General features: G+C 71.7%; 15 protein-coding genes. 7 read left to right on the forward strand and 8 right to left on the reverse strand.

Annotation, left to right across the window (positions count from 1 at the left end; genetic code table 11):
- Positions 1 to 255 precede the first annotated feature (255 nt).
- Together FB391_RS01260 and FB391_RS01265 are read right to left on the reverse strand one after the other, a co-directional pair.
- Complete coding sequence (locus FB391_RS01260) at positions 256 to 1,044, reverse strand: DNA-formamidopyrimidine glycosylase family protein (RefSeq protein WP_141892495.1); 789 nt, start codon at positions 1,042 to 1,044, stop codon at positions 256 to 258.
- Entirely contained in the window at positions 1,037 to 5,899 is a 4,863-nt protein-coding gene (locus FB391_RS01265; RefSeq protein ID WP_141892496.1) for a DNA glycosylase AlkZ-like family protein, read from the reverse strand. The genes FB391_RS01260 and FB391_RS01265 overlap by 8 nt, the downstream gene beginning before the upstream one ends.
- 125 nt (positions 5,900 to 6,024) lie before the next feature.
- Here FB391_RS01265 and FB391_RS01270 point away from each other — a divergent pair, with 125 nt between their 5' ends.
- Both FB391_RS01270 and FB391_RS01275 read left to right on the forward strand, forming a co-directional pair.
- Entirely contained in the window at positions 6,025 to 6,480 is a 456-nt protein-coding gene (locus tag FB391_RS01270; RefSeq protein ID WP_141892497.1) for a hypothetical protein, read from the forward strand.
- Between the two features lie 97 nt (positions 6,481 to 6,577).
- Entirely contained in the window at positions 6,578 to 7,585 is a 1,008-nt protein-coding gene (locus tag FB391_RS01275; RefSeq protein WP_141892498.1) for a hypothetical protein, read from the forward strand.
- A 10-nt stretch (positions 7,586 to 7,595) separates the two neighbouring features.
- On the opposite strand, the gene FB391_RS01280 is transcribed toward FB391_RS01275, so the two are convergent.
- A complete protein-coding gene (locus tag FB391_RS01280; protein ID WP_246093309.1) occupies positions 7,596 to 7,787 on the reverse strand; it encodes a PspC domain-containing protein in 192 nt (63 codons plus the stop codon).
- A gap of 104 nt (positions 7,788 to 7,891) precedes the next feature.
- The gene (locus FB391_RS01285) at positions 7,892 to 9,481 is read right to left on the reverse strand and encodes an ABC-F family ATP-binding cassette domain-containing protein (RefSeq protein WP_141892499.1); all 1,590 of its coding nucleotides are present in this window, start codon (positions 9,479 to 9,481) and stop codon (positions 7,892 to 7,894) included.
- Positions 9,482 to 9,883: 402 nt separating this feature from the next.
- Between FB391_RS01285 and FB391_RS20050 the strand changes: the two genes are divergently transcribed.
- A complete protein-coding gene (locus tag FB391_RS20050; protein WP_141892500.1) occupies positions 9,884 to 13,657 on the forward strand; it encodes a rhamnogalacturonan lyase family protein in 3,774 nt (1,257 codons plus the stop codon).
- 42 nt (positions 13,658 to 13,699) lie between these two features.
- On the opposite strand, the gene FB391_RS01295 is transcribed toward FB391_RS20050, so the two are convergent.
- Positions 13,700 to 14,362 (reverse strand): alpha/beta hydrolase, encoded by a 663-nt coding sequence (locus FB391_RS01295; protein ID WP_141892501.1) that lies wholly within the window; start codon positions 14,360 to 14,362, stop codon positions 13,700 to 13,702.
- A 75-nt stretch (positions 14,363 to 14,437) separates the two neighbouring features.
- Between FB391_RS01295 and FB391_RS01300 the strand changes: the two genes are divergently transcribed.
- From FB391_RS01300 to FB391_RS01310, 3 genes are all read left to right on the forward strand, one after another.
- Positions 14,438 to 15,025 (forward strand): NUDIX hydrolase family protein, encoded by a 588-nt coding sequence (locus FB391_RS01300; RefSeq protein ID WP_141892502.1) that lies wholly within the window; start codon positions 14,438 to 14,440, stop codon positions 15,023 to 15,025.
- A 43-nt stretch (positions 15,026 to 15,068) separates the two neighbouring features.
- A complete protein-coding gene (locus tag FB391_RS01305; RefSeq protein WP_141892503.1) occupies positions 15,069 to 16,982 on the forward strand; it encodes a M3 family metallopeptidase in 1,914 nt (637 codons plus the stop codon).
- 240 nt (positions 16,983 to 17,222) lie between these two features.
- Entirely contained in the window at positions 17,223 to 18,911 is a 1,689-nt protein-coding gene (locus FB391_RS01310; protein ID WP_246093310.1) for a coiled-coil domain-containing protein, read from the forward strand.
- A 178-nt stretch (positions 18,912 to 19,089) separates the two neighbouring features.
- Here the strand turns inward: FB391_RS01310 and FB391_RS01315 are convergent, their stop codons facing one another.
- Genes FB391_RS01315 through FB391_RS01325 form a run of 3 tightly spaced genes read right to left on the reverse strand, consistent with a single transcriptional unit; the run spans position 19,090 to position 22,275 of the window.
- Entirely contained in the window at positions 19,090 to 20,160 is a 1,071-nt protein-coding gene (locus tag FB391_RS01315) for a threonine aldolase family protein (protein ID WP_141892504.1), read from the reverse strand.
- 11 nt (positions 20,161 to 20,171) lie between these two features.
- Positions 20,172 to 20,855 carry an SDR family NAD(P)-dependent oxidoreductase gene (locus FB391_RS01320; RefSeq protein WP_246093311.1) on the reverse strand — a complete coding sequence of 228 codons (684 nt, stop codon included), beginning with the start codon at positions 20,853 to 20,855 and terminating at the stop codon, positions 20,172 to 20,174.
- Positions 20,842 to 22,275: a DUF6421 family protein gene (locus FB391_RS01325; protein WP_141892505.1), complete on the reverse strand. Its 1,434-nt coding sequence runs from the start codon at positions 22,273 to 22,275 to the stop codon at positions 20,842 to 20,844. The genes FB391_RS01320 and FB391_RS01325 overlap by 14 nt, the downstream gene beginning before the upstream one ends.
- A 71-nt stretch (positions 22,276 to 22,346) precedes the next feature.
- On the opposite strand from FB391_RS01325, the gene FB391_RS01330 reads away from it, so the two are divergent.
- Positions 22,347 to 22,793 (forward strand): Lrp/AsnC family transcriptional regulator, encoded by a 447-nt coding sequence (locus tag FB391_RS01330; RefSeq protein WP_141892506.1) that lies wholly within the window; start codon positions 22,347 to 22,349, stop codon positions 22,791 to 22,793.
- Positions 22,794 to 22,807: the final 14 nt, after the last annotated feature.

Below are 22,807 nucleotides of genomic sequence, written 5' to 3' on the forward strand. Positions count from 1 at the left end.
CGTGTCGCGGGCCGTGCGACGGTGCGCGGCCTATCGGGTGTGGGGGTATTCAATATCGGGGCGTGCCCCGGTGCAATCCGCCGCACGACGAAACAGGACGATCCGAGCCGACGGGTGCGCGCGGTGCGACAGATCGTCCGGGTCAGTGTGAAGCCGAGGAATCCGCGATGTTTCGACGAGAAGTCGCATCCTGGATGCCTCCTGCCTCGCCGTCGGACGACAAACCGTCCGTTGCACCATCGTGACCTGCGGGCGTCAGTGCTGGCAGGTCGGGCACCAGAACACGTTGCGTTCGCGCGTCGGGTCGGCGCCGAGCGCGGAGCGCCTGATGAGGGTTCCGCAGCGACGGCACGGTCGACCGTCGCGACCGTAGACCCACGTCGTGCGCCCGCGGCGCGCGTCGCCGGTGAAGGTGCGATCGACGCGGTCGCGGTTGGCGCGGATCATGCGGGCGCCGAGATCGACGACGGCGGCGGCATCCACTTCGTTCGCCGGCGTCGTGGGGAGGATGCCGCGCACGAACAGGATCTCGTTCACGTACTCGTTGCCGAAGCCGGCGATGCTCCGCTGGTCCTGCAGCGCGACATGCACGGCACGGGTGTCGGCGTGCAGCCGTCGCGCCGCCTCGCCCGCGTCCCACGCGTCCGAGAGCGGATCAGGGCCGAGGTAGCCGACGAGCTCGTCCTCGGCCGCCGTCGGCACGAGCTTGATGTCGGCGAGGTCGAAGCCGACAGTCTCCCACTCCGTGCCGTCGGGCGCCGTCGCGCCGATCACCGCACGCGCTCGGAATCCCGGAGCGTGCCAGCGCTCGCCACGGCGGTACACGTGCCACTCGCCCTCCATCTTGAGGTGCGAGTGCAGCGTCCAGTCGCCGATGCGATGCAGCAGGTGCTTGCCGCGGCTCACGACGCCGTGCACGATTTCGCCGCGCAGGTCCGCCGTCGCCGCCTGCGGAACCCGCAGCTCGAACCGCGTGACGGTCGCGCCCGCGAGTGCGCGGTCGAGTCGCCGCGCGGCCTGGAAGACGGTGTCGCCCTCAGGCACGGGCGGCTCCGCGCACGGCGTCGCCCGCGGTCAGCCGGCGGAGGGTGAGCCCCCGAGGGGACTCGACGAATCCGGCCTCGCGCAGCGCGCGCCCGACTGGGCCCACGCGCCCGGAGGCTCCGGGCGACGCGCCGGCGGCGCCTGGAGGGGGCGTGGGGAAGGTCCCGTAGACGAACGCGCCGTTGACCTGCTCGATCGTGAGGGTGTCGAGGCGCCGGGCACGGGCCGTTCCCGCCAGGTCGCGCGTGGCGGCTTCGAGCGTCGCCTCGTCGCCGGTGAAGGCGAGCGCGGACTTGCCTCCTCGCTCCAGGTACAGGGCCAGGGCGCCGTCCACCAGCACGACGAGCGCACCCGCCTTGCGTCCTGGCCGGTGCCCGACCCCTTCGAGGGCGGGCCACGCGAGGGCCGCGCCGTACGGGTTGGCCGGATCGGTGGCGGCCAGCGTCACCGCCCGCAGCGGCGGGGGATCGGTGAGTCCCGCGAACTCGCGCAGGCGGTCGACGGTGGCCGAGGCCGCGAACTGCGCTGCGCCGAGCTTCTCGATCACGTACCCGCGGCGACAGTGCCCCGCCTCCTCGAACCCGGCGAGCACGCGGTACGTCTGCGCGAAACCGCCGGGGACCCCTTCGGACTGGACGGCCCCGCGCGTGACGACGCCGTAGCGGTCGAGCAGCAGGCTCGCGCTGGCCGTGGCGCGCAGCGCGGCGTCGGGTTCGGGTGCGGCCAGCAGCGACCAGCGGCCTCCGGCCGAGGGCGCTCGCGCGGGGAGGGATGCCGACACCGCCCGCACCGCCACGCTCATGCTGCCCGGGGCGCCGCGGTAGAGCCGGGCGCGGGGGGTGCGCCGGGTGACACGGTGCGCCTGCGATCCGCCCGACACGAGCGACCGGACGGGCGCGAACGTGTCGTTCGTGACGCGGCCCGACCAGGCCAGCCGCCAGAGCGCTTCGGTCACGGACTGCTCGTTCTCGGCCCCCGTCGCCTGCCGCAGCTGCGCGGCGAAGTACGCACCGCCGCCCTCTAGCGCCGCGAGCAGCTGGGCATCGAGCGAGCCTGGTGCGACCTCGTCGGCGTCGTCGGGCAGGGCGAGGGTCAGCGGGACGGCGTCGGCGGGATGGAGGGCGACCCACCCGTCTCGTCCGGGGAGGCTCCCGTGACCCGACCACACGACCTCGCCGGTCGACGTCAGCTCGTCGAGCATCGCCGGGCTGTAGTCCGACACCCGGGCCGGGAGGATCAGCGACTCCCAGGCGCTCGCGGGGATCGGGACGCCGGCGAGCTGCTCGACGACCGCGGCCACGCCGTCGACTCCCTCCAGCGGGCGGGTCACGTGCTGCCACACCGGCAGGAACCGCCCGTACGCGTGCTGAGAGACCGGCTCGACGGTGCCGCGGATCGCCGCGAGCGAGCGCATCCGCAGGCGACGCAGCACCTCGCTGTCGCACCATTCCGCGTCGTCGGAAGCGGTGGCGCTCGTGGTTCCTGAGCCGGTCGACGCCTCGGGCAGGAAGTATCCCGAGGCGACGCGACCCTGCGATTCGAGACGCTGCAGGGTCAGCCGCGCGACCGCGACGCCGACGCCGAAGCGGTCGGCCGCGGTATCCGCCCGGAAAGGACCGTGTGTGCGGGCGTAGCGGGCGACGAGGTCGCCGAGGGGGTCGGCCACCGGTTCGAGGAACGCCGTCGGGATGCCGACCGGCAGCGCCACCCCGAGCGCATCGCGCAGGCGTCCCGCGTCTTCGATGGCGGCCACGCGGTTCGCGCCGGCGATCGTCACCGGGATCGCACGACGCGCCGTGATGAGGGCGTCGAGATGAGCGGATGCCTCGGCGAGCGGTGCCGCGTCGGCATCACCCGACGGCTCCAGGCGTGCTGCCACCTCGGCGGCGTCGAGCGGGCCGAGCTGGCGCAGCAGGTCGGCCACACCCTCCACGCCGCGCGCGCGGCGCTCGGGGTCGAGGCGCTGCGCCTCGCGCTCGAACTGGGCGATCACGTCGGGATCGAGCAGCTCGCGCATCTCGACCTTGCCGAGCAGCTCTGACAGGAGCGCGGGGTCGACCGACAGGGCGGCGGCACGGCGCTCGGCCAGGGGAGAGTCGCCCTCGTACATGAAGGCGCCGACGTAGCCGAACAGCAGGTCGCGCGCGAAGGGCGACGGCTGCGCGGGCTCCGTCTCGACGAGGCGGATGCGGCGCTCGCCGATGCCGCGCATGAGCCGCAGGAGCGAGGGGACGTCGTAGACGTCCTGCAGCACTTCGCGCAGCGTCTCGAGGATGATCGGGAACGTCGGGTACCGCCGGGCGACCTCCAGCAGCTGCGCCGAGCGCTGCCGCTGCTGCCACAGCGGCGTGCGCTTGCCGGGGTTGCGGCGCGGCATGAGCAGCGCCCGCGCCGCGCACTCGCGGAACCGCGATGCGAACAGCGCCGAGCCGCCGACCTCTTCGGTGACGATCTGGTCGAGCTCGTCGGGGTCGAAGACGAACAGGTCCGCCCCCGGAGGCTCGGCGGTCGCATCCGGGATCCTCGCGATGATGCCGTCGTCGCTCGCGACCGCGGATCCCTCGACGCCGAGCCGCTCGCGGATGCGCGCGTTGACGGCCAGCGCCCACGGGGCGTGCACCTGCATGCCGTACGGCGAGTGCAGGATCACGCGCCAGTCGCCGACCTCGTCGCGGCCGCGTTCGACGGTCAGCTGACGGTCGGTCGGGAGCGTGCCGGTGGCCTCGCGCTGCTCGGCCAGGTAGGCGAGCAGGTTGTCCTGCGCGAAGTCGTCGAGCCCGGCCTCGCGCAGCCGCGCCTCGGCCTTGTCGGGCTTCGCCGTGGCGACCTCGCGCGAGAACCTGCCGAGCGCCTCGCCCAGCTCGGCGGGGCGGCCGATCCCGTCGCCGTGCCAGAACGGCACCTTGCCGGGCTGACCGAAGGCGGGCACGACGTTGACGCGGTCGTGGGTGATCTCGACGATCCGCCAGCTGGTCGTCCCCAGCGTGAACACGTCGTTGACGCGAGACTCGTAGACCATCTCTTCATCAAGCTCGCCGACGCGCGCGTTCTGCGACTCGCCCGCCACGAACACGCCGAACAGTCCGCGGTCGGGGATCGTCCCGCCACTGGTCACCGCGATGTGCTGTGCGCCCGGGCGACCGGTGAGCACACCGAGGTCGCGGTCCCACACGACGCGTGGGCGCAGTTCGGCGAACTCATCGGAGGGGAACTTGCCGGCGATGAGGTCGAGCGTCGCCTCGTACGCCGAGCGGGGGAGCGAGCGGAACGGCGCGCTGCGCTTGAGGGTCTCGTACCAGCCCTCGACGTCGACCGGCCCGACGGCCGCGGCGGCGACGGTGTGCTGCGCGAGGATGTCGAGCGGGTTCTGCGGGATCGCGATGGCCTCGATCTGACCCGCGAGCATCCGCTCGGTCACGATCGCGGTGTGCAGCACGTCGCTGCGGTGCTTGGGGAACAGCGCGGCGCGGCTGACCTCGCCCACCTGGTGACCCGCGCGTCCGATGCGCTGCAGGCCGGATGCCGCACTCGGCGGCGCCTCGACCTGGATCACGAGGTCGACGGCGCCCATGTCGATGCCGAGCTCCAGGCTCGAGGTCGCCACGACGCATCGCAGCACGCCCGACTTGAGCTCTTCTTCGACCTGGGCGCGCTGCTCCTTCGACACCGAGCCGTGGTGCGCCTTCGCGAGCACCGGATCCGCGCCGGCGGTCGCGCCCGCCTGGGCCATCATGGCGGCGGGAACGCCGGGGTCAGGAAGGTCCAGTCCGAGCCGCTCCGAGTAGATCTCGTTGAGGCGTCCCGTGAGTCGTTCGGCCAGGCGCCGCGAGTTGCAGAACACGATCGTCGACCGGTGCTGCAGGATGCGGTCGACGATCGCCTCCTCGACGTGCGGCCAGACGGATCCGGTCATCTCGGTCTCGCCCGCGCCCGAGGCCCGGGCGCCCGAGGACCCGTCGGCGAACCAGTCCTCGTCGACCGTCTCGTCGTCCGCGTCCGCGGCGGGTGCGGCATCCCCGTCGGGTGACATGTACGCACTCGGCGGCGGGGGCGGATTGAGCATGTCGCCGATGGGGACGACGACCTTCATGTCGAACGCCTTGCTCGCCTTGGGCGCCACGATCTCGACCGGCTCGGCGCCGCCGAGGAAACGCGCCACCTCGTCGATCGGACGCACCGTCGCCGACAGCCCGATGCGCTGAGCGGGCGGCGCGTCGGGCGCGAAGGAGCGCCGCAGCGCGTCGAGCCGCTCCAGGCTCACGGCCAGGTGCGCGCCGCGCTTGGTCGCAGCGACCGCGTGCACCTCGTCGACGATGACGGTGTGCACGTCGCGCAGCGTCTCGCCGGCGCGGCTCGTGAGCATGAGGTAGAGCGACTCGGGGGTCGTGATGAGGATGTCGGGCGGCGCCTGCACCAGCTTGCGCCGGTCGCCCGCCGGGGTGTCGCCCGAGCGCACGCCCACGGTCACGTCGGGCACCGTCAGGCCCAGACGCCGCGCCGACTGCCCGATCCCCACGAGGGGCGACCTCAGGTTGCGCTCGACATCGACACCCAGTGCCTTGAGCGGCGAGATGTAGAGGATCCGCGTGGCCGGTTGAGGTGCGGCATCCGCTCTCTTCCTCTTGCCCGACGGGGGAGTGGATGCCGTCGTCGCGGCCTTGTCGTGGAACACCCGATCGATCGCCCAGAGGAAGGCCGACAGCGTCTTGCCCGAGCCGGTCGGCGCCACCACGAGCGCGTGCTTGCCGGCAGAGATCGCCTGCCAGGCGCCCTTCTGCGCCTCGGTGGGGGCGTGGAACGCGCCGCGGAACCAGTCCTGCGTGGCAGGACCGAATCGCTCGAGGACGTCACCCACCCTTCCATCTTGGTCGCCTGCGCCGACATCGGGCCAGGGTCTCGCGAACCGGGTGCCCGCAGCGGGCCGGTCCCGTAAACTCTCGCGTGCGTGTCCCCCGCACGTGTTCGCCGCCGAGGAGCGTGATGGAGTCGACGCCGTCGAGCGGGTCGGAGCCCCTCGCGCCGTCCACCCGCCGTGCCGCCGCCGTGCACACCGTGCGCGAGCTGTCGCGGTCGCGCCGCGTCCAGACCTTCGGCCTCGGCGCGCTGTGCGGGGCGCTCGCGCTGTCGCTGCTGGTCGTCGTGACCACGATCTTCGCGATGTCGCAGCGGCCCGACGTGCTGGCCGACGAGCCCGCGCCGGTCTCGGAGCAGCGCCTTCCCACGCCGGTCCCCACGACCTCCACCCCGGCGCCGACCCCGACGCCCTCCCCGACGATCGAGCCGGTCGAAGAAGCCGATGCCCCGCCCGAGGCCGAAGCGGACCCGGCACCGCCGGTCATCGATCCGCCCGTCCCCGAGCCGGAGCCCGAGGTTGCGCCGGAGCCGACGGCGCCCGGCAACAGCGGGAACGCCCCCGGTCACAAGAAGAAGCCCTGACCGGGCGGCAAGGTACCGTGTCCGAATCGTTGTGAGGTCGCGATCGATCGTCGGCCGTGCGCCGGTAGAGTCACGGGACCGCCCCCTAGGAGACGCCTTGCGACGACGCCTTGCCCTCGCCCTCTCTGCTCTCGTCCTGGGCGGTGTGCTCAGCTCATGCGCGTCCCCGGCGCCGCCGGAGGCCGACCCGACACCCGTCGCGAGCGTCGAGCCGACGCCCACCGCGACGCCGGATGCACAGGAGGTCGCTCCGGGCGAGAAGCCCCCGACGGTGTTCGACGGCGAGTGCGAGCGCGCGCTTTCGGCCGCCGATCTGCAGAGCGTGGTCGGCACGCCCCTCACACTCGCGTCGTCGTCGAGCGACGGCGACGCGGGAAACGTCGGCGGGCTCGCGTGCAGCTGGGAGGCCGGCGGTGCGGCCGTGCGCCTGGAGATCCTCGACCGGAACGGCCTGGGCGACGCCGAGTTCCCCGAGGACCAGGCACCGTTCTACTTCGCGGACTGCGACGCGCAGTGGGTGTGCTCGGGCGAGGCCGAGGACGAGAGACTGTGGCTCGGAGCCTCGTTCCAGTCGTTCGCCGAGGCCGACCGGGATCGGATCGACGAGTGGACCGCGGCGATCGGCGCCATCGTCTTCCGCAACTTCGCAGAGTCCAGTCCGGCGCTGTGGGTGCGCGATCAGGCCGGATGGTGGGGCGAGCTGGACTGCTCCGCGCTCGCAGACACCCTGTCGCGTGCGTTGGGCGCCGAATTCTCGGGCGACCGCGGCGGGTTCATCGACCCGCCGCTGCCTGGGGTGGTGCTCGCCACCACGGCCTCGAACTGGTCGAACTGCTATCTCAACGACGGCGCCCACATCGTCGAGGTGTACTCGTCGGCCGGTCAGGCCTGGACGCTCCCGGCCGACGGCGACCAGCCCGTCGACACCGGTGTGCCGGGAATCTCTGCCTGGCTGTCGTCCAACTACCAGGCGATCACGTCGGCCGGCTACACCCTCACCGACGGCGTCAACGCGCTGACCGCGTACATCGCGACGGATGCCGGCTGGACGGCGGAACAAGCGGTCACCGCTCTGGCCACGGCCGCCTCTTCCGGCTGGAAGTGACCGGCGGAGCTCACGCCTCGTTCGGGATCAGGATCCAGAGGATGATGTAGGCCCAGAGCGACAGGCCGAAGAAGATCACGGCGATCGCGGTGAGGACGCGCACCAGGGTCACGTTCCACCCGAAGCGGTTCGCGATCGCGGCGCAGACGCCGGCGATCAGGCGTCCTTGGCGGGGTCTCATGAGTGCGTTCATGTCATCCATCCTGGCCGCCTCGGCCCGTCCGCACATGGGGGAGAACCCCCATGTTCTCGGGGGCGCAGGCCGCGGCATCCATCTCGCTGAAGAGGGGATGCCGCGGCCCGGGCTCACCCTTCGGTGAGGTTCCCCTCGCGGTCGAGCTCGAGCGTGAGGCTGACGCCGATGCGGTCGAGGAACGCGTCGTCGTGGCTGACGACGAGCACCGCGCCGCGGTAGGCGGCGATGGCATCGACGAGCTGGTCGACCGTGTCGAGGTCGAGGTTGTTCGTCGGCTCGTCGAACACGAGCAGCTGCGGCGGCGGATCGGCCAGCATGAGCCGGGCCAGCGCGACCCGGAACCGCTCGCCGCCCGACAGCGTCGCCACCGGGCGCTCCACCGCGGCCCCTCGGATGAGGAACCGGGCGAGCCGGTTGCGCAGCTCGACCACGCCCACGTGCGGAGCCACCGCGGCGACGTTGTCGAGCACCGAGGCGGACTCGTCGAGCCCGTCCACCCGCTGCGGCAGGTAGCCGACGCGGTCGGTGTGCAGCGTCGCCGTGCCGGGGTCCGACTCGTCGACGAGCTTCTCCAGCAGCGTCGTCTTGCCGGCACCGTTCGGGCCGATCAGCGCAACGCGCTCGGGGCCCTGGATCACCCAGGACCGAGACCCGTCGCCGATCGTCGCGATGCGGCGACCCGCGGGGACGCCGGGGTCGGGCAGGTCGATCTTCATCGACGCGTCGTCGCGGACCCGGCGGCCGGCGGCGTCGAGCGCCTCGCGGGCGGATGCCTCGCGTTCGGCCTTCTCGCCGCGCAGCTTGCCCGCCGAGACCTCAGCCGCCATGCGCCGGCCGTTCGCGATGATCTTCGGCACCCGCTTCTCGACGAACGCCTTGTCGCCCATGGCCTTGCGGCGCGAGATGGTGGTCTCGGCCTCGATGCGCTGGCGCTTCTCGCGCTTGAGCGATTGCTTCGCGGCGCGTTCGGCGTCGCGGGCGGCGTCCTGTTCGGCATCCAGCCACGCCCGCCACTCGGAGTACGGGCCGCCGAAGACCGACAGCTCGTTGGCGTACAGCTCGGCGGTGTCGTCCATGAGCTCCAGCAGCGCTGTGTCGTGGCTCACCACGACCAGCGCGCCGCGCCAGGAGCGGACCATGTCGTGCAGGCGCGCGCGGGCCTCGCGGTCGAGGTTGTTCGTCGGCTCGTCGAGCAGCGCGATGGGCGCGCTGCGCAGGCGGATGCCGGCGATCGCGGTCAGTACGGCCTCGCCGCCCGACAGCTGCCCGACGCGTCGGTCGAGCATCTCGGGAGCGAGTCCGGCTTCGGCGAGTGCCACGTGGGCGCGCGCCTCGACGTCCCAGTCCGAGCCGACGGCGTCGAAGTGGCGCGGGTCGACGTCGCCGGACTCGATGGCGCGCAGAGCCCGCAGCGTGTCGCCCACTCCGAGCAGATCGGCCACGGGCCGGTCCACGTCGAGGGTGAGCCGCTGGGGCAGGTACGCGGCATCGGCTGTCCGGGTGATGTGCCCGGCCGACGACGCGAGGTCGCCGGCGATGAGGCGCAGCAGCGTGGACTTGCCGGAGCCGTTGCGTCCGACCAGGCCCGTCCGGCCGGTGCCGAACGATCCCGAGACGTCCGAGAGGGCGACGGTGCCGTCGGCCCAGGTGAAAGAGACGCGATCGAGGACGATCGCGGGTGTGAGGGTGTTGGTGGGCATGAGGCCTCCTGGGGTCAGTCATGCGCTGACACCGGGGGCCGTGGCGGAACCTCGTTCACCGGGCGTGCCGGAGAGGGACCAGAAGCGGCCGATCGACGGGCCAGCGCGAAATCGTCAAGCGCTGGTGCGTCGAGGAACGACGGAGCAGCGCGATTACAGCGCGGTCGCGTCGAAGTTCTTCAATGGTTTTCCTCACCGAGGGGACAAGGCCTCCGCAACGATAGCGGACCCGGCTGGATGCCGCCAGTGAATCCCCGAGACCGCGTCACATGTCCGCGCGCTCTTGACGCCGGGCCGCCATCGCGAGCAGGATTGTATCGATTCAAGCGGCAAGCGCTTTCCCGCTCGCGCGAGGATCATCCCCCACCGACGTCGTCGTCGAAACTGATCGAAGGAGATCCCGTGCGTTCCCGATCGCCCCATTCGCCCTGGCGCCGCCGCATCGGCGCCCTCACCGCCGGTGCGCTCACCGTGGGCCTGCTGGCCACCGCGGCGCCCGCTGTCGCCGCCGAAGCACCCGTCGACCTGTCGTTCGACTTCGGCGGGCCCGCCACACCCGTCGTCGACGGCTGGATCGGCATCAACCCCGGCAGCGCGTACACGGCTGCGACCGGCTACGGCTTCACGACCGCGCCCGCGTCGAACGGGTTCCGCGACCGCGGCGGAGACAACACCGTGGGCCGCGACTTCACGATCGGCAACACGCAGGCGTTCGCCGTGGACGTGCCCGCAGGCACGTACGAGGTGACGACGTGGGCCGGCGACCTCATCGCCAGCAACAACACCGCCTGGGACGTCGAGGGGACGGCCTATGCGGGTCCCCGCACGACCACCGGCGTCATCGACGAGCACTACTTCCCCGCGGTCACGGTCACCGACGGCCAGCTCAACATCCGCGTCACCGGCGGCGACGGGCGGGTCAACGGCATCCGCGTGCAGTCGCAGCTCGCTGCGCCCTCGGGCCTCGCCGTCGCCGGTGTCGACGCGACCGGAGACCTCTCGGTATCGCTCGCGTGGAACGCCGTCGATGGCGCGACCGGCTACGTCGTCTACCGCGCGACGCCGGGCGGCGACCTCGCCGAGATCGGACGCACGACCGGCGACACCGCGTTCACCGACACGGACGTGGCACTCGGGGAGTCGTACGAGTACGCCGTCGCGACGCTCAAAGACGCCCGCACCTCGCGGCAGAGCGACCGCGTCGCCGCGGCGGTCGTCGACGCGTCCGTCGCCGAGCCCGTGGCGCCGACGGGCATCGCCACCACCTCGATCGAGCGCAACGAGCTGACGCTGTCGTGGACCGACGCGGGCGACGCCGACCTGTACAAGGTCTACCGCTCGACGCGCGCCGATCTGCCGTACACGCTCGTCGCGACCGTCGACGTCGCGACGTACACCGACACCGACGTGCTCACCACCCGCCCGTACCTGTACAAGCTCGTGGCGCTGAACGCGGGTGGATCCTCGCCCGAGTCCGAGGTCTACACCACCGCCGTCGCGACGACCCTCGTGCGTCAGGTCGAGTATCTCGACCGCGCACCCGTCGCAGTCGCGGTCGACCAGGGCGTGTACCTCGGCTGGCGCCTGCTGGGGCTGGACGACCGGAACCTCGGCTTCCAGGTCTACCGCGATGGTGTCCGCATCACCGACGCGCCCATCACCGGGTCGACGAACTACGTCGACGCCGACGGCACGGCCGACTCGACGTACTTCGTGACCGCGCTCGTCGGCGACCGCGAGGTCACCGTCACCGACGAGTTCGGAGTGCGCCCGGACCAGTTCTTCGACATCCCGCTCGACAAGCCGGCACCGGTCACGCTGCCCGACGGGCAGACGGTCACGTACGCCCCCGGCGACGCGAGCGTCGGCGACCTCGACGGCGACGGGCAGTACGAGGTCGTCTTCCTGTGGGCCCCCTCGATCTCGAAGGATAACTCGCAGTCCGGCTACACCGGCCGGGTGTACATGGATGCCGTGAAGCTCGACGGCACGCGCCTGTGGCGCATGGACCTCGGCTTGAACATCCGCGCCGGCGCCCACTACACCCAGTTCATCGTGTTCGACCTCGACGGCGACGGCCGCGCCGAGGTGTCGTTCAAGACGGCCGACGGCACGACGGACGGCACGGGCAAGGTCATCGGGGACGCGAACGCGGACTACCGCAACTCGTCGGGCTACATCCTGAGCGGGCCCGAGTACCTGAGCGTCTTCGACGGCCGCACCGGCGGCGTCATCGACACCGTGTCGTACGACCCGCCGCGCGGCACCGTGAGCGCGTGGGGCGACGCCTACGGCAACCGCGTCGACCGGTTCCTCGCCGGCGTCGGCTACTTCGACGGCGAGCACCCCAGCCTGGTGTTCAGCCGCGGGTACTACACGCGCACCGTCATCACGACGTGGGACCTTCAGAACGGCCACCTCGTCGAGCGCTGGAAGTTCGACTCCGACGCCGCCGGCAAGCAGTACGAGGGTCAGGGCAACCACCAGCTGGTGACCGCCGATGTCGACCGCGACGGCCTGGACGAGATCGTGTTCGGCTCGATGACGATCGACGACGACGGCACCGTGCTCTACAACACCCGACTCGGGCACGGCGACGCGCTGCACGTGAGCGACTTCGTCACCGACCGCCCGGGTCTGGAGGTCTTCGCGGTGCACGAGGACGTCTCGGGCAACGGCGGCATCGGAGCGACGATGCGGGATGCCGAGACCGGCGAGGTCATCTGGAAGACGGCGGCGACGACCGACACCGGCCGCGGCGCGGCGGGCGACATCGACCCGACGAGCCCGGGGGCCGAAGCGTGGAACATCGGCAGCAATGTGTGGAACTCGCCGACGGGGTCGCTGAAGTCCGAGCACGGCGACCTGCTGTCGACCGACATCCCCGCGGCGAACTTCGTCATCAACTGGGACGGCGACCTCTCGCAGGAGATCTTCGACCACGACTACACCGATGCGACGGCGACGGGCGTGCCGACCATCTCGGAGTGGAACCCGGCCACGAAGCAGGAGGAGCTGCTCGCGCGACTGGACGGCACGCTCACGAACAACACCACCAAGGGCAACCCGTCGCTGCAGGCCGACATCCTCGGCGACTGGCGCGAAGAGCTCATCGTGCGCACCGACGCCGGCGACGCGCTGCGGGTGTTCACGACGACCGACGTGACCGAGGAGCGCATCCCGACGCTGATGCACGACTCGCAGTACCGCCAGTCGATCGCGTCGCAGAACAGTGCCTACAACCAGCCGCCGCACACCAGCTACTACCTCGGTGCGGGCATGGGCGAGGTGCCGCAGGCGAGCATCGCGTACACGGCAGCGCCGGCGGGCGACGACACGGCCCCGGTCGTCGCAGGTCTGCCGTCGGGCACCGTCGTGGCCGACGGGCCGCTGCAGCTCGCGATCACGGCCGATGACCCCGAGAGCGGGATCCGCTCGCTCGAAGTCACGGTCGCAGGGGAGTCCGTGAAGCCGGACGCCGCCGTCGACCTCTCCGGCCTCGCCGGCGACGTCGTGGTCGCGGTGACGGCGACCAACCACGCCGGGCTCGTCACCGAGGCGTCCTCGACGATCCTGGTGGTTCCCGACGACGACGCGAAGGCGAAGCCGGGCGTGGGCACCCTGTCGAACACGAGCGGGTGGGACTACGGCCTGCACGACGGGAACTACGACGTCGTGATGAACCTGTGGTGGGGCATCCCGGGCAGCGTCTTCCGTCTCTACGAGAACGGGACGCTCGTCGCGACCAAGGTGCTCACCGCGACCGGCACGTCGCAGACCACGGGCCTCGCGTTCACCGGCAAGCCGAACGGCACGTACGTGTACACCGGCGAGCTGATCAACGCGCAGGGTGTCACGCAGACGTCGTCGACCACCGTCACCGTCACCGCGGCGGCCCCGGGCAAGCCGGTGGTCAGCCACGACAACCGCGACGGCGACGGCTCGTTCACGGCGACCGCGAACCTGTGGTGGGGCACCAACGCCACCGCCTACCGGTTCGAGCTCGACGGGGTCGTGGTCGGCAGCGGATCGCTGAAGGCCGCCACGCCGAACGCCCAGAAGGCGTCGGTCGCGCTCACCGGGGTGCCCGTCGGCACCCACACGCTCGTCGCGGTGTTCACGAACGCCAACGGCGAGACGGCGTCGGCGCCGGTCACGGTGAAGGTCACGAAGTAGGCGCGGGCGGAGGGGCCGGATGCCGGCGGCCCGGCCCCTCCGTCAGTCCCCGTCGAGGTCGTCGAGACGCTTGTCGAGGAACGTGCGCACGTCGGCGAGCTCGGCCTCCGACACGCTGTGCGTGAGGCCCTGGTACACGCGACCGCTGAGGTCGACTCGCTCGGGCAGCCACTGGGTGGTGTGCTCGACGAGGAACCCCGGGATGACGTCGTCGTTCGTCCCGCGTCCCCAGAACACGGGCGGACGCCGTTCTGCGAGCTCGGCATCTCCCGGCATTCCGCCGGGCGTGACGTACCCCGAGAGGTTGACGGCGTAGGCGAACCGCGGCGGGTCGAGCCGCAGCGCCTGCAGCGACACCGCACCACCCTGCGAGAACCCCAGAAGACCGATGGATGCCGCCCCCGCGGCGTGCGCGTCGACCCAGGCGATCACGGCCTCCGCCGCCCGGGTGACGTGCGAGGGATCCCGGCCGTCGAGCCCCTCGATCGGGTACCACGAGCGCCCCGGAGCGGGCCACGGCGGTGCGAGCGGAGCGGCCAGGCTGGCGACGGCGAACTGCTCCGGCAGATAGGCGCGCAGCGGATAGAGGTCGTGCTCGTCGGCCCCGTAGCCGTGGAGCAGGAGCAGCAGGTGCCGCCCCGCGAGGGCCTGGGGATCGGCCGACCACAGGACGGCGTCGGCATCGAGCACGAGCGCTTCCGTCATGCCGACATCCTCGCATCCGCGCGTGCACGGCGCTCGGGATCGGCGCCGGAGGGCTCCGCGGGGTATACAGGAGGCATGTCCGTGCGCACTCCCGACCCCGAACCTGCGGGTGACGAGCCGTTCGGCCCGCCCGCCGGCAACATCTCCAACCCCGCGTGGCTGAGCGACATCGAGCTCGAAGAGGCTCGTCGCCGACTGCCGATGCTGTACGTCGAGGGTGTGCCGGTGCGCACCGACGGCATGGGGCAGGTGACCTCTGTGGGCCTGCTGCTGCGCGCGTCGCCGCTCGGCGAGATCAGCCGCACGATCGTGTCGGGCCGCGTGCGCTACGGCGAGACCGTGCGCGATGCTCTGTTCCGGCACCTCGAGAACGACCTCGGGCCCATGGCGTTCCCGCTGCTTCCGCCGCAGCCCACGCCGTTCACGGTGGCCGAGTACTTCCCCCTTCCCGGGGTGAGCGCCTACCACGACGACCGCCAGCACGCGGTCTCGCTCGCGTTCGTCGTGCCGGTGACCGGGACGTGCGAGCCGCGGCAGGACGCGCTGGAGGTGACGTGGCTGACGCCCGAGGAGGCGTCGTCGGACGCGCTCGCGGCCGAGATGGAGGGCGGCCGCGGGACGCTCATCCGGCTCGCCCTCGCGAGCGTCGGCGCCCTGCGCTGAATCCGCCCTCGCGCGTATACCTGCCCCCGCATAGGCTCGACGGGTGACCCCCGAACCCCTCCCCTTCCCCGCCGACGCAGCCGGGTGGGCGGCCTTCGCCGCCGAGCGCCCGGCCGCCCGGATCGCCCGCGTCGTCGAGCTCGATGAGCGCCTTCGCACCGAGACCGGCCTCGGCGCCGCCGAACGTCTCGACCTGTGGAACGACGCCGACATCGCGCTGCGCGAGGCCATGAACGAGGCCTACATCGTGAGCGAGGCCCACCCCGACGCCGATGTGCGCGATGTCGCCGAACAGCAGGTGCAGGCCGTCGAGTCGCTGTCGGCCGCGCGTCTGCTCGACCGCGGTCTCTGGAGCGGATTCGCGGATGCCTCGGCCGAGGGCCTCGACGACGACCAGGCGCGGCTGCTCGCCCACGTGCTGCGCGATTTCCGCCGCGGGGGAGTGGAGCTCTCCGAGGCGGACCGTGAGCGCGCGCGGCAGCTCGCCGACCGCGACACCGAGCTGGCGCTGACGTTCTCGCGTCACGTCCGCGACGGGCGCCGCGAGATCCGCGTGCCGGCAGCGGGGCTCGCCGGCATGCCGCAGGACTTCGTCGACGCGCATCCCGTCGACGACGAGGGGATGGTCACGCTGTCGACCGACTATCCCGACCTCATGCCGATCCGCGAGTACGCGACCGACCGCGCGACCCGGCTCGCCGTCGTCGGCGCCTACAACGACCTGGCGTGGCCCGAGAACGACGCCGTGCTCGCGGAGCTGCTGGAGGTCCGCGCCGAGCGCGCCCGCCTCCTCGGCTACGCGGACTGGGCCGACTACGAGACCGAGACGCGCATGATCGGCTCGGGGGCGGCGATCCCGGAGTTCCTGGAACGGCTGGACGCGGCATCCCTCGCCGCCGCCGAGGCCGAGTACCCGGTGCTGCTCGAACGGCTGCGGCGCGACGTGCCCGAGGCCGACGAGGTGACGATCGCGGACTTCTGGCACCTGCTGGGGGCCGTCAAGCGCGAGCAGTACGACGTCGACGCGCAGCGCGTGCGGTCGTACCTGCCGTTCGACCGCGTCGCCGCCGGCGTGCTCGACATCACCGGGCGGCTGTTCGACGTCGAGTACGTGGCCGTCGACGCTCCGGCATGGCACGACGACGTGCGCACGTACGACGTCGTGCGCGACGGCGACCGGCTCGGCCGCATCCACCTCGACCTGCACCCGCGCGAGGGCAAGTTCAGCCACGCCGCGTGCTTCCCGATCGCGCCGGGGGTCACCGGTCGCGTGCTTCCCGAGGCGGCCCTGCTGTGCAACTTCTCGCGCGGCCTGCTGGAGCACGACGAGGTCGTCACGTTCTTCCACGAGTTCGGGCACCTGGTGCACGACATCCTGGGCGGCCGGCACCGCTTCGCGCGGTTCAGCGGCGTGGCGACGGAGTGGGACTTCGTCGAGGCGCCCAGTCAGCTGCTCGAGGAGTGGGCGTGGGATGCCGGCGTCCTGGCGTCGTTCGCGGTCGACGCCGAGGGCGAGCCGATCCCGGCCGACCTCGTCGAGCGCATGCGGATCGCGGACGCCTTCGGCCGCGGCCTGGAGGTGCGCCGTCAGCTCGGACACGCGAACGTCTCGTACCACCTGCACGTGGATCGCCCCTCGGACCTGCAGGGCGAGACCGAGCGGCTGTATGCCACGACCAGCCCCGTCCAGCCCCTGCGCGGGCGGCATCCCTACGCCGGGTTCGGGCACCTCACCGGCTACGGCGCGTGCTACTACACGTACCAGTGGAGCCTCGTCATCGCCCGCGATCTGCTGAGCGGATTCGGTGCCGGGCTCATGGATCCCGAGGCCGCGCTGCGCTACCGCGCGGAGGTGCTCGAACCGGGCGGGACCCGCGACGCCCGCGACCTCGTCGAGGCGTTCCTGGGGCGTCCGTCGACGTTCGACGCGTACCGCGATTGGCTCGCCGGCCACTGACCGGAGCGCCCGTTTCGCGGACACCGCCGGTCGGGGTATGGTTCAGCTACCCGATGCGCAGTCACCCTGCCGACACAACCCCCCGGTGTCGTCGAGGGCGAGGCGGTCTTCGCTGCTCGCGCGCCGGCGACCAGGTCGCCGGCGCGCCGAGTGGGCGGTGAACGCGTCGCTGTCGCCGAACGCTCGCCGACGCCGCGAAACACCCCCCACCGCGATCAGCAAAGAAGCGAAAGACACAAGATGTCCGACAACCCTGCAGGCGTCCAGAGCTCCGGCCCCGAAGACTCGTCCGCCTTCGACAGCCTCATCAGCGAACCCGCCGCGACGGCGTTCGGCTCGGGCTTCACCACCACGTTTCGCGGGTATGACAAAGAAGAGGTGGATGCCGCGATCGCAGGCCTCGACGCGCGCGTGCGCGCCGCGTCCGACGAGGTCGCGCAGTTGAAGCAGCACCAGCGTCGTGCCGGCGCCGCAGTCGCCCAGAGCCGCGCCAAGGCCGAGCGTCTGGAGGCGGAGCTGCAGGCGGCCGCCGAGCGCCGCCAGGCCGAGATCGACGCCGTGATCGCCGAGCGCCAGGCCGAGATCGACGCGACGCTGGCCGAGCGCCAGGCCGAGATCGAGCGCCTCCAGGCAGCGCTCGACGAGTCCGACGCCCGGCACCGCTCCGAGCTGCAGCAGGCCGCCGTCGACGCGGCGGCCGCGCGCGCCGAGGAGGGCGACGAGACCGAGCGGCTGAAGGCCGAGCTCGAGGTCGCCCAGGCCAAGCTCGACGACGCCGAGCAGCGTGTGCAGGCGCTCACCGACGAGCTCGTCGGCGCGACGACCGAGTCGCCGAACCGCCAGAAGTTCGAAGAGGTGCTGCGCGTCGCCGAGGACCAGGCGAGCCTGCTCATCCGCAACGCCAGCGTGCAGGGCGACCGCCTGCTCGAAGCCGCGCGCGAAGAGAACGCCAACCGGCGGACGGCCGCCCTCGCCGAGGCCGAGGCCATCGTGTCGCAGGCGCAGCACGACGCCCAGCAGGTGCGACTGAAGATCGACACCGAGCTCACCGCCCACGAGGCGCGCATCGAACGCGAGACCGCGCACGCCGCCGAGAAGGTGTCGCAGGCCGAGCGCGAGGCGGCGGCGATCCGCTCCGAGGCCGAGAAGGGCGCCGCGATGCTGCGCTCGACCGTCGCCCGCGAGACAGCCCGCGATCGGTCCGAGGCCGAGGAGGCGGTGCGCGAGCTGCGTCTGCGGGCACTCGAGTTCGAGGCATCCCTCACCCGCCGGCAGGACGACGCGCACCAGGAGTTCCTGGTGCTGCACAACCAGGCCGTCGCCCATGCCGAGCGCATCACGCAGGACGCCAACGAGCAGGTCACCGCGTCGCTCGACCACGCGCAGCGCGTGTCGGCGAAGGCAGAGGACTTCGAGCGCCTGATGCGCGCCCAGTCGCAGCAGATCGAGGCCGACGCGCAGCTGCGCGCCCGCGAGCACCTCGAGCAGGCGCACGTGAAGGCCGAGCGCATCATCGACCTCGTCACCACGCACTCGCAGTCGGTGCTGCGCGACGCCGAGGACCGCACCCGCCAGCTGCGCTGGCAACAGCACCAGCTCATGAGCTTCATGGCCGAGGTCAAGGAGCTCATCCGCCCCGAAGGCGTGCTGGCCGCTGTCGCCTCGGATGACGCCGCAGAGCCGGCCGACGAGGAGACCGTCGTGGACGAGGCGCCGGTGGACGGCCCCGTCGTCGCCGGCGAGGCGGCCGAGTCCAGCGAGGCGTTCGAGTCCGGCGAGGCGGCCGAGTCCGGCGAGGCGTTCGAGTCCGACGAGACCCAGGTCGACGAGAGCGATGCCGACGAGACCCAGGTCGAGGCCGAAGGCGAGACCGACCAGGCCGAGGCCGTTGCGGGCGATGAGGAGCCCGGGGCGGCTGCGAGAGACTGACTCGCACGCCCCACCACACATGAGACGCGCCTGGCCTTGCGTCAAGGTCAGGCGCGTTTCGTCTTGCGCCGCGCTGCGCCACGCTCGGAGAAATCGCACCACTCGGACGTATCGGGCGGATCCCTCCGAGATACGCGTGATCTCCGAGCGTGGCGCGGCGTGGATGTGCCGCGGCCGGTCAGCCCGCGGTGGTCTCGCGGGCGATCGCGGCCAGGAAGGCGTCGATGTCGTTCTCGGACGTGTCGAACGAGCACATCCAGCGGACCTCGTTCTTGGCGGCATCCCAGTCGTAGAAGCGGAACGACGAGCGCAGCCGGTCGGCGACGCCGTCCGGCAGCGTCGCGAACACGCCGTTGGCCTGCGTCGGCTGGGTGAACGCGACACCCTGGATCGAGCCGTCGGCCAGGCCCGCTTCGATGCCCGAGCGCAGGCGCTGCGCCATCGCGTTCGAGTGCGACGCGTTGCGCAGCCAGAGGTCGCCCTCGAGCAGCGCGAGCAGCTGCGCCGACACGAAGCGCATCTTCGACGCGAGCTGCATGTCGAGCTTGCGCAGGAACTTCAGCCCCTGCGAGGCCTCGGGGTTCAGCACGACGACGGCCTCGCCGAGCATCGCGCCGTTCTTGGTGCCGCCGAAGCTGAGGACGTCCACCCCCGCGTCGCGCGTGAAGGCGCGGAAGGGCAGATCGAGCGATGCCGCGGCGTTCGAGATGCGGGAGCCGTCCATGTGCACGTTCATGCCCAGACTGTGCGCGTGGTCGGCGATCGTCCGGATCTCATCGGGCGTGTAGAGCGTGCCGAGTTCGGTCGACTGCGTGATCGACACGACGAGCGGCTGCGCGCGGTGCTCGTCGCCCCAGCCCCACGCCTCGCGGTCGATGAGCTCGGGGGTGAGCTTGCCGTCGTCCGTGGGCACGGTGAGCAGCTTGATCCCTGCGACCCGCTCCGGGGCCCCGCCCTCGTCGACGTTGATGTGCGCGGTGCCGGCCGAGACCACGGCGCCCCAGCGGGGCAGCATCGACTGCAGGCCGACGACGTTCGCGCCGGTGCCGTTGAAGACGGGGTACGCCTCGACGCCCTCGCCGAAGTGGCGGGCCATCACGTCCTGCAGCCGCTTGGTGTAGACGTCATCGCCGTACGCGACCTGGTGGCCGTCGTTGGCGGCGGCGATGGCCGCGAGCACCTCGGGGTGGATGCCGGAGTAGTTGTCGGAGGCGAAGCCCCGCAGGTTCGGGTCGTGGATCGTGGTCACGAATGTCCAGCCTAGTTTTCGAGGTCGATGATGGTGTCGTTGACGGACGCGGCGTCCGCGTCCCACAGGCCGATGTACGCCTGGGCGAGGGCATCCTCATGCCCGGCGAGGCTCTTGACGCGGAAGATCGTGGATGCCGCCGACAGAGGCCGGCCGGCATCCCGGGCGTCCTTCGCGAAGCCCTGCGCGACCGCGCGCGTCCAGGCCTCGGTCGCCGCCTTGACCGCGGCGTAGTTCGCGCCCCCGGCGAGCGGGCGCGCGACGGCGGTCGACGAGACGACGGCCAGGCGGCCGGCCGCGGAGGCCCGCAGATCGGCGTCGAACGCCCGGCTGACGTGACGAAGGGCCGTGAAGGACTCCTCCAGGAAGCGGTAGTCGGCCTCGGTCTGGCCGGCGAGGCCGCCCCCGCCGCGCCAGCCGCCGACGAGGTGCAGCACGCCGTCGACGGCGCCCTCGCCGGCGTGCACGCGCTCGGCGAGGGCCGTCACCGCGGCCTCGTCCGTCAGGTCGCACACCTCGGTGTGCAGGCCGGGCACCGCGACGCCGAGCGCAGTGAGACGCTCGGCGTCACGGCCTACCGCGACGACGCGCGCGCCTGCCCCACGCAGGCCGCGCGCCGCCGCCAGGCCGCTCGCACTCGTCGCCCCCGCGACGAGCACGAGCCGCTCTGCGACCGCGGGATCAGGAGCTGGCACCCGTGATCCCCGCGGTGGACTCGATGACGGGCTTCATCTTCTTGTCGAGGGCCTCGAAGAACATCGACAGCGGGAACTCGTCGTCCATGACGGCATCCGTGTATCCCTTGGGGGCGCCCGCGAGGATCTCGTCGGGAAGGCCGCGCGCCCACGCCGACGCCGGGTTGGGCGTCAGGGTGCCGCGGACGAGGTCGTAGGCCGCGAGCCAGTGCGCGGTCTTCGGCCGGTCGATCGAACGCCAGTACAGCTCGTCTATCGCGTCCCCGAGCGCGACGACGGCGGCGGGCACGTCGTCCCAGTCGAACGCGAGCGCGGTGTCGGTCCAGTGCAGGACGTCACGCTGGTGCAGCCAGGCGAACAGCAGCTGCCCGCCCAGCCCGTCGTAGTTGCGCACGCGCGAGCCCGTGATCGCGAAGCGGAAGATGCGGTCGAAGATCACGGCATACTGCACGAGCTTCGCGTGCTCGAGCATCTCGGCTTCGGCGGCATCCAGGCTCTCGCCGGCATCCACGCGCGCCGTGAGCCGCTTCTCGATCGCGACGCACTCGCGGAAGGCGGTGAGGTCGCAGCGCAGCTCTTCGAGCGAGTACAGGAAGTACGGCATCCGCTGCTTGATCATGAAGGGGTCGAACGGCAGGTCGCCGCGCATGTGCGTGCGGTCGTGGATGATGTCCCACATCACGAAGGTCTTCTCGGTGAGCGCCTGGTCGTCGAGCATGCGCGCGGCACCCTCGGGCAGGTCGAGCTTGGTGATGTCGGCCGCGGCGCGCACGACACGGCGGAAGCGGGCCGCCTCGCGATCCTGGAAGATCGCGCCCCACGTGAACGCGGGGATCTCGCGCATCGCGACGGTCTCAGGGAAGAGCACGGCGGAGTTGGTGTCGTAGCCCGGCGTGAAGTCGACGAACCGCAGCGACACGAACAGCTTGTTGCCGTAGTCGCCGGACTCCAGCTGCGCGATGAACTCGGGCCAGATCACCTCGACCAGCACGGCCTCGACGTGACGCTCGGACGAGCCGTTCTGCGTGTACATCGGGAAGACGACGAGATGGCGGATGCCGTCACGTCGGTGCTGCTGCGGCTGGAAGGCGTTCAGCGAGTCCAGGAAGTCCGGGACGCCGAACCCCTCGGCCGCCCAGCGCTCGAAGTCGCGGACCGACGCAGCCAGGTACTCGGCGTCGTGCGGGAAGGCAGGGGCCAGGGCGCGAATGCCGGCCGTGATCTCGTCGACGTACGTCTGGGCGTCAGCATGGGCTGCGGCATCCGGAATCGACCCGTCCTTGATCTGGAGCGGCTGGATGGCGGTGGCTGCGGCCTTCAGGCGCAGCCAGGCGTCGCTCGTCTCGGCATGCGCCGCGTCTTCGACGACCTCGGGTTCGCCGACGATCGCCTTCGCGGTGGGAAGAGCGGTGCTGGACATGTGAACCTCCGATCCGTCAATGACAGGAAATTTTCCGGCGAATGCCGAGTCTTAGGGATATTCTTCCATGTGTGGAAGACGCTGTCGACTTGAGGATCCTGGATGAGGTCTCGCGGGACGGACGCGCGACGCTCGCGCAGCTGTCCGAGAAGGCGGGACTCTCGGTGTCCGCCGTCCAGGCGCGGCTCAAGCGTCTGGAGAGCAGCGGCGTCATCCGCGGCTACCGGGCGGTCGTCGACGCCGAGGCGGTCGGCAAGCCGCTCGCCGCGTTCGTCGAGATCACGCCGCTGGACCCCGCGCAGCCCGACAACGCGCCCGAGCTCCTGGAGCACCTCGCCGAGATCGAGGCCTGCCACTCGATCGCCGGCGATTCGAGCTACATGCTGCTCGTGCGCGTCGCGTCTCCGCGTCACCTCGAGAGCCTGATCCGCGACATCCGCTCGGCGGCCTCGGTCAACACCCGGACCACCGTCGTGCTGCAGACGTTCTACGAGAACCGGCCGATCCTCCCCGCGTGAGCGGGACGAGCGCC

It is taken from the genome of Microbacterium kyungheense (assembly GCF_006783905.1).
Taxonomy (GTDB): domain Bacteria; phylum Actinomycetota; class Actinomycetes; order Actinomycetales; family Microbacteriaceae; genus Microbacterium; species Microbacterium kyungheense.